The organism is Marinobacter sp., from assembly GCF_041686475.1.
Classification (GTDB): domain Bacteria; phylum Pseudomonadota; class Gammaproteobacteria; order Pseudomonadales; family Oleiphilaceae; genus Marinobacter.
The window spans coordinates 38,899-47,278 of record NZ_JAWLDU010000025.1 but is presented as its reverse complement, the minus strand read 5'-3'; the positions used below and the strand labels follow the sequence as shown (position 1 = coordinate 47,278).

The following is an 8,380-nucleotide window of genomic DNA, read 5'->3' as shown; positions in this document are numbered from 1 at the left end:
GACGGGGCAGTGCGGGCATTGTTCCGTGCCAGCAAGGGTATACCAAGGCTGATCAACCTGATCAGCGACCGGGCCCTGCTCGGCGCCTATGCCGAGGGCGAACACCAGATCAATGCCTCCCATATCCGCACCGCAGCGCGGGAGGTGAATGGAAACCGGTCCCGGCGTGGTTCCGGCTCGCTTTCCGGCAAGTCCCACCTGGTTCTGGTGGCTGCCAGTATTGTGATGGCCATCATCATGACTGCCTGGGCACTGGATCGTTTGCCCGGGGCGGGTTGGATGACCCCGGATGCTTCCGCCGGTGCTGAAGAAGAGGTGGTGTCCGGGACCATAGAGCGCGCAGAGCCAGCGCAGGAACCTGCCCAGGAGCCGGCAGTTGCCGAGCCGATTCTTCAGCAGAGCAATTCCGGGCCCGGCGAGGAGGCGGACGATGTTCAGCCTGATGCGTCATCGTCCGGTTTTGAATTCGCCGCTGACACCCTGCCGTTACCTGCGGCGTTTGCGGAACTGTTCGACCTGTGGGGGCGGGAATACCGCGCCTCGGATTATCCGGTGGCCTGCCGCTATGCCGAGGACGAGGGCCTCCGTTGCCTGGAGAACCGTGGCTCACGCCGGAGCCTGGAATACCTGGATCGGCCCGCGATTCTGCAACTTCGTGACGGTGGCGGTAGCACCGGTTATGCGGTACTGAGTGGCCTTGAAGGCAACCGCGCAACCATACAGCTTCCGGAAGGCCAGCGGGAGGTGAGTTTCTCCAGCCTCGAACCCTACTGGTTCGGAGACTTTACCCTGGTGTGGGAAGTGCCTTCCTACATTCGCGAGAATCAGGACGATGAAACCCGCGATGGGGTCTCCGAACAGATTTGGATGGACTCACGGATGATGGAACTGGCCAGCCGCTACGCTGGCTCCCGCGAAGAGGAAAATCGCGTCAACCGCCTGTCCTCTGAGGAACAGATCCGCTGGTACCAGGAACAGAAAGGCCTGACCGTGGACGGTATTGCCGGTGCCATGACCATCATCCAGATGAATAAGGATCTGGAATCCGGTGGTCCCCGGCTCGGCTCGGAGGGGATGGTTAACTGACATGTCCTATATTCTTGATGCCCTGAGAAAATCTGAAACCGAACGCCGTCAGGGCCGGGTACCGGATCTTGGCCAGCAGGTTCAGATGATCCACAAACCGAAAAAGAAATCCGTTCCGGTACTGGTGTGGGTTGCCATCGGTCTGGCGCTGAATGCCGCCATTCTGGTCTGGGCGTTCTGGCCGGCCGCTCCCGTTGCAGAGGTGGAGGTCGAACCGGTGGCACCCGATCCGGAGCCGGTTGTAGCTGAACCGGTAAAATCGACGGAGTCCATTGCTGAAGCGACATCGGCACCGCGTACCGATACACTGGCGGATGCTGTTGAAATACCGGTGCCCACGGTATCGCAAAGCAATACCGCCGACAGCCGCGAACGCCCAACGGTTATTGTTCCGACGCCGAGGGAGCCCAGCGCAGTCAATCCCTCGGAACCAGCTGAGGGTGATGCAGCTGCCGAACGCACCCCTCATCTTGTAGAGCTCCCATTGTCATTCCAGAAAAAGGTACCTGACCTGATCTTCAACAGTCATATCTATGCGTCCGAGCCATCGTCCAGGCGGGTGATGATCAATGACAACTATCTTCGCCCCGGTGAGTCGTTTTCCGGGATCACCGTTGAGCGTATTACCGAGCAAGGGGTGGAGCTGAGCATGGACGGCCGCCGTTTCCGCGTGGGTGTCGTCCGCAACTGGGTGAGCCCCGAATAATGGCATTATCCGAGGACGTCAAACAGCAGATACAACAGACCTATCGCGATGTGCTGGCCGGCAAGGAAATCCGCGCCCGCTACGGCCAGCGCCTGATGATTGCCGAAATTGCCCGCTATATGGGTGACATCACCGAGAACGACGGACAGCGAACATCACCGGCGGGCGCCTGTGTGGTGGAAGCCGGCACGGGCACCGGCAAGACACTGGCCTACCTGATTGCCGCCATTCCCGTGGCCCGGGCGCTGGGCAAGACACTGGTGATATCCACCGCCACCGTCGCGCTTCAGGACCAGATTGTTCACAAGGATCTGCCGGACCTGAAGAAGCACAGCAAGCAGGATTTCACCTGGACCCTGGCCAAGGGCCGTGGCCGCTACCTGTGCATGTCACGGCTGGAGGCGCGCCTGCACGATGAAGGCAATGGCGACAGTGACACCATGCCGCTGTTCCTGCTGGACGGGCCCGGCAAGGAAGAGCCCGGTACCCGGGCGTTCTTCGAGGACATGCTGGCCAGCTATGGCTCCCGCAAGTGGGATGGCGACCGCGACCACTGGCCGGACCAGATTCCCGATGATGTCTGGCGCCAGGTCACCACCGACCATCGCCAGTGCACCAACCGGCACTGCAGTTATTTCGACAGCTGTGCCTTTTTCGATGCCCGCAAGGATCTGGACGACGCTGATATTGTGGTGGCCAACCACGACCTGGTGCTGGCGGACCTGGCGCTTGGCGGCGGTGCCATTCTGCCGGAGCCCGAAAATGCCCTGTTTATTTTCGATGAGGCCCATCACCTGCCGGACAAGGCGCTGAATCATTTTGCGGCGTCTGTGCCACTGAGTTCCACACGGCAATGGCTGAAGCAACTGTCACAGGCCCTGGGCAAGATGCAGCCGTTTCTGACACCGGGGACCCAGGCTGCGAAGACCATCGACAGGATCAGCTCTGCCTCCCGGGAACTGGATCTGACACTGGCGAAGGTTTACGAGGAAGCGGAGCAGAACACCGGATGGGAGTTCAACGAAGAACGCCGTTCCGCCCAGTGGCGCTATCCGGAAGGTGCGTTGCCGGAGGCACTGGCGGCGCTGGCGGTGGAGGCGCGGATCGCCACCGCAACGCTGACACGGCAGCTCGGGGTGATGGTTGACGAGTTGCAGACGGCCTTTGATGAACGCAAGGCCAGCGATGTGGACCGGGATACAGCAGAATCCTGGTACCCGGTGATCGGTTCTTTCCACAGCCGCGCTGAAGATCAGCTGCGATTGTGGGCGGCCTGGAGCGATAACCCCGGCCAGCCATCCGGGGAGTCTGCAGGATCTGGAGTCTCTGGAGAGCCGGGAGAGCCAGGAGAGCCAGGAGAGTCGGAAGAGTCCGAAAACACCGCACCCACACCGAAGAAGCGCTCCGGCCCGCCCGCGGCTCGCTGGGCCGTCAGGCAACGCTGGGAGCATGCAGAAGACATCACCCTGTACAGCAGCCCGGTACTTGCGGATAACCTGTTGTATTCGCGGCTGTGGTCCCGGGCGTATGGCGCAGTTCTGACCAGTGCAACACTGACAGCGCTGGGTCGGTTCGACCGCCTGAAATCCCGCGCCGGCCTGCCAGAAACCAGCCGCTTCGTGGTGGTTCCCAGTTCTTTCCGTTACGGCGAGATGGCGACGGTGGAAGTGCCGGCCATGACTGCCATGCCCACGGACGACGCCTTCACCGATCAGGTGGTCGCCCGGCTGCCGGACCTGTGGGCCGGGGAGAAGGCAACGCTGGTACTTTTCACGTCCAGACGCCAGATGCAACTGGTGCGGGATGCACTGGCACCGGAATATCCAGACCTGATTACGACCCAGGATGACATGGCCAAAGGTGAGGTGCTGCGACGCCACTGCAGCCGGGTCGACGAGGGGTTGCCCAGTGTTCTGTTCGGGGTGGCCAGTTTTGCCGAAGGCATCGACCTGCCGGGCAAATACCTGAGCCACGTGGTGATCACGCGGCTGCCGTTCTCGGTGCCTGATGATCCCATCGAAGCCAGCCTGGCGGAATGGGTGACACACCGTGGCGGCAATCCGTTCATGGAAATTACGGTGCCGGATGCCTCCATCAAGCTGGTCCAGGCGGTGGGCCGGTTGCTGCGGACAGAGTCGGATACCGGCCGGGTCACCATTCTTGACCGCCGCATTATTGCCCGCCGCTATGGGCAGTTACTGCTGGATGCCCTGCCACCTTTCCGGCGCATTATCGAGCCTTGATGAAAAAGCGCCAGCCCTGACAGCTGCTTCTTGTAATGACCCTGGCGCCATGGGGCGTTATCGGTTTTTTGGTCTAAACTGTGGTGGAACGGATTCTGTATACTCGATAAGAATGAAAAATCACGTTGTTATGCGTATTCTTCTACAATAACACCAGCGTATACATGCCCCGGTTCAGGCCGGGCCTTATGGGGAGCGACAGGATAGATGAAATTACAACAGTTGCGCTATATCTGGGAAGTTGCGCACCATGATCTCAACGTATCCGCCACTGCCCAGAGCCTTTTTACATCGCAGCCGGGAATATCGAAACAGATTCGCCTTCTGGAAGATGAGCTGGGCCTGGAAGTATTTGCCCGCAGTGGCAAGCACCTGACCCGCATTACGCCGGGCGGTGAAATCATTATCCGGGAAGCAGGGGAGATCCTGCGCCGGGTGGAGGGCATCAAGAAAATCGCGCAGGAATTCAGCAATCAGCGCCGGGGCGACCTGAGTATAGCGACAACGCACACCCAGGCCCGGTATGCCTTGCCACCAATCATCAGTGGATTTATCGAGTCCTATCCGGAAGTGTCCCTGCACATGCACCAGGGCACACCCATGCAGATTTCTGAAATGGCGGCCAACGGCGCGGTGGACTTTGCCATTGCGACCGAGGCCATGGAACTGTTCAACGATCTGATCATGATGCCCTGCTACCGCTGGAACCGCAGTATCATCGTGCCGAAGGATCATCCCCTGGCCCAGAAGCCGGAGCTGACCCTGCCGGACCTGGCGGAGTTCCCGCTGGTTACCTATGTGTTCGGTTTTACCGGCCGCTCAAAACTGGACGAAGCCTTCCAGGCCTATGGGTTGATCCCGAAAGTAGTGTTCACCGCAGCCGATGCCGACGTCATCAAGACCTATGTGCGTCTTGGCCTGGGCGTCGGCATTATTGCCAGCATGGCGTTTGATGAGAAAACCGATACCGATCTGGTCGCACTGGATGCCAGCAAACTGTTCCGCCCGAGCGTGACCCGTATCGGTTTCCGCAAGGGGACGTTCCTGCGCGGGTACATGTACGACTTTATCCAGCGGTTTGCCCCACATCTTACCCGTGAGCGGGTTGACGAGGCCGTTGCCCATCAGGGCAGCAGGGCGGAGATCGAAGGCCTGTTCAACGACATCGAGTTGCCCACTTACTAGTCCCGGGCGATCAGGTTGCCGGCATGAAGGCCGCACTCTTTCTGTGTGGCTTCTTCCCACCACCAGCGGCCCTCGCGTTCATGCTGCCCCGGCAGGATCGCGCGTGTGCAGGGCTCGCAGCCAATACTGACAAAGCCTTTCTCGTGCAGTTTGTTGTAGGGCGCTTCCGTCATGCGGATGTAGTCCCAGACGTCTTTTGAGCTCCAGTTCGCCAGCGGGTTGAACTTTACCAGCTGTTTCTCGTCGGTGGAGAAGGCGTCGTCAATCTGCACCACCGGTACATCGTTGCGGGTGCCCGGGCTCTGGTCCTTGCGCTGGCCGGTGATCCAGGCGTCCACGGTGGCCAGTTTTCTTCGTAACGGATTCACTTTGCGAATACCGCAGCATTCCCCGTGACCATCCTCGTAGAAGCTGAACATGCCCTTGCGGTTGACCAGATCCTGCACTTCGGTGGCATCCGGGAACATCACCTCGATATGAACCCCGTAGTGCTTGCGCACCCTTTCAATGAATTCGTAGGTTTCCGGGTGCATGCGCGCGGTGTCCAGGGTGAAAACCTGGAGATTATCAGTCAGTTTGTGGGCAAGCTCGATCAGCGCCACGTCTTCGGCACCGCTGAAGGAAATGGCGATGTTGTCGTACTTCGCCAGTGCGGCCTTGAGGATGGCCCTGGGGCTCTGGCCGTCAAGCTCCGTCTGTAGCTGTGAAATATCCGTCATTGAAAGCATCACCTGGGGTGTAAATGTGTGATAAATCTACCATTAACCCGGGGCAGTCTGAAGGAATGCCGGAATATATCGTTATAGCCGGACACATCCACGATGCATTCAGCCCGGGTTTTTCATATCATACCGCCTGATTCCAATCTCCGGCGGTTACAGACCCGCCGGGCTGACCAGCGTTCAACTATCAGGAGACCATTGTGGAACTCGCGTGCCTTGACCTTGAAGGAGTACTGATCCCGGAAATCTGGATCGCGTTTGCGGAAAAAACCGGCATTGAGGAACTCAAGGCGACTACCCGTGACATTCCCGACTACGACGTGCTGATGACCCAGCGCCTGAAACTGCTGGACCAGCACGGCTACGGTCTGCCACAGATCCAGGAAGTGATTGGCGAGCTGGACCCGCTGCCCGGCGCCAGCGAGTTTCTGAACTGGCTTCGCGAACGTTTCCAGGTGGTGATCCTTTCCGACACCTTCTACGAGTTTGCCATGCCACTGATGGCCAAGCTGGGTTATCCGGCGCTGCTTTGCCACAAACTGGAAGTGAACGAAGAAGGCAGGATTACCGATTACCTGTTGCGCCAGCGTGACCCCAAGCGCCAGTCCGTAAGGGCGTTCCAGTTGCTGAACTACCGCGTGATTGCAGCAGGTGACTCCTACAACGACACCACCATGCTGGGCCAGGCGGAAGCCGGCATTCTGTTCCATGCGCCGCAGAACGTCATCGAGGAATTCCCGCAGTTCCCGGCGGTGCAGACCTTTGAGGAACTGAAAGCCGAGTTTCTCAAGGCCAGCGCTATCCACAACTGATGTAACGGATGAAACCGGGGTGGTTCAGCCGCCCCGCGTGCCCGTTACATGGCCTCCAGAACACTCATCAGCTTCTGCACCTTGTCCACGGATTCCCGGTACTCATCGTCCGGATCTGAGTCTGCAACGATGCCGCATCCCGCCCAGCAGTGAATTTGCTCCTCCGAATCCGTCATCAGGGTACGAATGGCGATATTGCTTTCCAGGTTGTTGGAGAAATCCCAGCGGAAGACCGAGCCGCAGTAGGGCCCCCGGCTGTGGTGTTCCAGGGTATCGATGATTTCCATTGCCCGGCGTTTGGGTGCACCGGTGATGGAGCCGCCCGGAAACGCCGAAAGGAGCGCCCGCAGGGGTGTGATGTCTGACCGCAACCTGCCTTCCACGGTGCTGACCAGTTGGTGCACGTTCTCATAGCTTTCGATGCGAAACAGGTCAGGTACCGAGACTGAAAAAGGATCACAGAACCGGGACAGGTCGTTGCGGATCAGGTCGACAATCATCAGGTTTTCAGCACGGTCTTTCTCGGCACTGGCCAGGGCGTTGGCTATCTTCCGGTCGTTTTCCGGGCAGGTCCGGTCCCTCGGGCGTGTACCCTTGATCGGCTTGCTGATGACTTTTCGACCCTGCTCGATGCTGAGGAAGAGTTCCGGGGAAATGCTCAGCACCTGACAGGCTCCGGCGTGCACATAGGCCGCGTGGGGAACGGGTACCGCGTGGCAGAGGGCCCGGAACGCAGTGTAGGGTTCGCCCCGGTAACGACCGGTGTACTTGTTGGACAGGTTGACCTGGTAACAGTCGCCGGCATGGATATAACGAAGCACTTCCGACACGCCGTTGCGGTAATCCTCAGGAGCTCTGTCCGGGCTGAAGCGCTGGATAATGCGGAAGGGTGCCGGGGAATCGGGCGCCCGCCCTGCAAGCTGGAGGACAGATTCTCGGGTGCGGTCGTCGCAATCGGGGTGGAAGTCGAGTGTCGGAGGTTGGGCCCCCGAGATGTCCATGGTCAGTTGCCAGAGGTATAGGCCAATGTAGCCATGATCCCGGACTCCCGTTTTATCCTGCCCGGAAAATCCCGGCACTGTCTGATTGCCGGCCTCGTAAAACAGGGTGCCAAGCACGCCACCAGCCACTGCCTGGCCCGGCCCAGCGGAGAATTCCGCCCAGGCCTTCTCTGTTTCAGTCATCAGCGCCATGAAAGCCGTTTCGTCCCCGGGCACCTGCCAGTGTTTCAGGGGGAGCGCGGTAACAATCCGCTGCTGCCTCCGGGCGTCGGTGTAATCAATGAACCCATGATGACCGATGATATTTGCAACAAGGCGCTCTGCCTCTTCCCCGCTTAATGTTTTCACGATGTTACATACTTAACAAAATCTTGCATGGGTTCACGGTAGCCTGTCCGGCAAGTCACCGATTGGGGCCAGAAAAGGCTTTGGCCGGTGCATTCTAAACAATAAACCTGAGGGCCGTAACCAGTATGAAGACTTGTATCGGCATTGGTAAGCGTTTTGTAGCCGCGCTCGGCGCAAGTTACATGGCGTTTGTGATCAGTAACGGAGTATTTGCAGTATTCTTCTGAAAAGGGCCGCAAACGTGTTTATAGTTGGGGCCTGATCAAACCGGTTTGGT

The 8,380-nt window shown here is 59.1% G+C and carries 6 protein-coding genes and 1 pseudogene; 5 read left to right on the top strand and 2 right to left on the bottom strand.

All coding sequences use genetic code 11. The features are described 5' to 3' along the window. The 4 genes and pseudogenes from ACESMB_RS07995 to cysB all read left to right on the top strand — a co-directional run. Positions 1-1,086, top strand: a pseudogene (locus tag ACESMB_RS07995) (peptidoglycan-binding protein); the annotation flags it as partial. A 1-nt stretch (position 1,087) separates the two neighbouring features. Next, positions 1,088-1,792 carry a general secretion pathway protein GspB gene (locus ACESMB_RS07990; protein ID WP_372971276.1) on the top strand — a complete coding sequence of 235 codons (705 nt, stop codon included), beginning with the start codon at positions 1,088-1,090 and terminating at the stop codon, positions 1,790-1,792. Continuing rightward, a complete protein-coding gene (gene dinG / locus ACESMB_RS07985) occupies positions 1,792-4,035 on the top strand; it encodes an ATP-dependent DNA helicase DinG (RefSeq protein WP_372925997.1) in 2,244 nt (747 codons plus the stop codon). Before ACESMB_RS07990 ends, dinG begins: the two co-directional genes overlap by 1 nt. A gap of 207 nt (positions 4,036-4,242) precedes the next feature. Further along, positions 4,243-5,220 (top strand): HTH-type transcriptional regulator CysB, encoded by a 978-nt coding sequence (cysB, locus tag ACESMB_RS07980; RefSeq protein ID WP_372925996.1) that lies wholly within the window; start codon positions 4,243-4,245, stop codon positions 5,218-5,220. On the opposite strand, the gene ACESMB_RS07975 is transcribed toward cysB, so the two are convergent. Beyond that, a complete protein-coding gene (locus ACESMB_RS07975; RefSeq protein WP_372925995.1) occupies positions 5,217-5,939 on the bottom strand; it encodes a phosphoadenylyl-sulfate reductase in 723 nt (240 codons plus the stop codon). The genes cysB and ACESMB_RS07975 overlap by 4 nt on opposite strands. A 203-nt stretch (positions 5,940-6,142) precedes the next feature. On the opposite strand from ACESMB_RS07975, the gene thrH reads away from it, so the two are divergent. Beyond that, positions 6,143-6,754 (top strand): bifunctional phosphoserine phosphatase/homoserine phosphotransferase ThrH, encoded by a 612-nt coding sequence (thrH, locus tag ACESMB_RS07970; RefSeq protein WP_372925994.1) that lies wholly within the window; start codon positions 6,143-6,145, stop codon positions 6,752-6,754. Between the two features lie 44 nt (positions 6,755-6,798). Here the strand turns inward: thrH and ACESMB_RS07965 are convergent, their stop codons facing one another. Further along, positions 6,799-8,103 (bottom strand): anthranilate synthase component I family protein, encoded by a 1,305-nt coding sequence (locus tag ACESMB_RS07965; RefSeq protein WP_372971275.1) that lies wholly within the window; start codon positions 8,101-8,103, stop codon positions 6,799-6,801. Between the last annotated feature and the right edge of the window lie 277 nt (positions 8,104-8,380).

Bases quoted from the DNA above. Each gene is read 5' to 3' on its own strand.
- ACESMB_RS07990 (WP_372971276.1), top strand. From the start codon at position 1,088: ATGTCCTATATTCTTGATGCCCTGAGAAAATCTGAAACCGAACGCCGT.
- dinG (WP_372925997.1), top strand. From the start codon at position 1,792: ATGGCATTATCCGAGGACGTCAAACAGCAGATACAACAGACCTATCGC.
- cysB (WP_372925996.1), top strand. From the start codon at position 4,243: ATGAAATTACAACAGTTGCGCTATATCTGGGAAGTTGCGCACCATGAT.
- ACESMB_RS07975 (WP_372925995.1), bottom strand. From the start codon at position 5,939: ATGACGGATATTTCACAGCTACAGACGGAGCTTGACGGCCAGAGCCCC.